At 55.6% G+C, this 1,025-nt stretch carries 4 protein-coding genes; all 4 read right to left on the bottom strand.

Annotation, left to right across the window (positions count from 1 at the left end):
- On the bottom strand, positions 1-257 hold a 257-nt coding region (gene rplX, locus ACI2KK_RS26245), incomplete at its 3' end, for a 50S ribosomal protein L24 (protein WP_403135782.1).
- An 11-nt stretch (positions 258-268) separates the two neighbouring features.
- A complete protein-coding gene (rplN, locus tag ACI2KK_RS26240; protein ID WP_186519374.1) occupies positions 269-637 on the bottom strand; it encodes a 50S ribosomal protein L14 in 369 nt (122 codons plus the stop codon).
- A 23-nt stretch (positions 638-660) separates the two neighbouring features.
- Positions 661-927, bottom strand: a complete 267-nt coding sequence (gene rpsQ / locus ACI2KK_RS26235) for a 30S ribosomal protein S17 (RefSeq protein WP_008089812.1) — start codon at positions 925-927, stop codon at positions 661-663.
- Between the two features lie 2 nt (positions 928-929).
- A partial coding sequence (rpmC, locus tag ACI2KK_RS26230; protein WP_404671258.1) for a 50S ribosomal protein L29 occupies positions 930-1,025 on the bottom strand: 96 nt, incomplete at its 5' end.

The following is a 1,025-nucleotide window of genomic DNA, read 5'->3' as shown; positions in this document are numbered from 1 at the left end:
ACTTTGAAACCAACGCGGTCAGCCTTGTTGGTTTCGCCGTTGAAGATGGCAACGTTGGAAGCGTGCAGAGGCGCTTCTTTCTCGACGATACCGCCCTGAACGCCCGCCATCGGGTTAGGCTTGGTATGACGCTTGACCAGGTTCACGCCACCGATGACCAGACGGTCATCAGCCAGAACCTTCAGCACCTTACCGCGCTTACCCTTGTCTTTGCCGGCGATCACGATGATCTCGTCGTCACGACGAATCTTTTGCATGTCGGATCTCCTTAGAGCACTTCAGGGGCGAGCGAGACGATCTTCATGAACTTCTCGTTACGAAGCTCACGGGTCACTGGCCCGAAGATGCGAGTACCGATCGGCTCTTGCTTGGTGTTCAGCAGAACAGCAGCGTTGCCGTCGAAACGAATGATGGAACCGTCAGCGCGACGTACACCGTGACGGGTACGGACGACAACAGCGGTCATCACCTGGCCTTTTTTGACCTTACCGCGCGGAATTGCTTCCTTGACGGTTACTTTGATGATGTCACCGATACCGGCGTAACGGCGGTGGGAACCGCCGAGCACCTTGATGCACATGACGCGACGAGCGCCGCTGTTATCGGCCACATCGAGCATGGATTGAGTCTGAATCATAAAATTTCTCCGACCCTTAGCCCTTAGACTTCAACAGCGCGTTCGAGGACTTCAACCAGTGCCCAGGACTTGGTCTTGGCCAGCGGACGGGTTTCACGGATGGAAACCTTGTCGCCGATCTTGCACTGGTTGGATTCGTCGTGCGCGTGCAGCTTAGTCGAACGCTTAACGTATTTACCGTAGATCGGGTGCTTGACGCGACGCTCGATCAGAACGGTGATGGTCTTGTCCATTTTGTCGCTGACGACACGGCCAGTCAGCGTACGGACGGTTTTTTCAGCTTCAGCCATGATCACTTACCTGCCTGCTGGTTGAGCACAGTTTTCACGCGAGCGATGTCACGCTTAACTTGCGAGAGCAGGTGCGACTGCCCCAACTGGCCAGTTGC

It is taken from the genome of Pseudomonas sp. NPDC089406 (genome assembly GCF_044900265.1).
Lineage (GTDB): Bacteria > Pseudomonadota > Gammaproteobacteria > Pseudomonadales > Pseudomonadaceae > Aquipseudomonas > Aquipseudomonas fakonensis.
The sequence above is the reverse complement of the archived record's forward strand: the minus strand, read 5'-3'. Positions and strand labels throughout refer to the sequence as shown.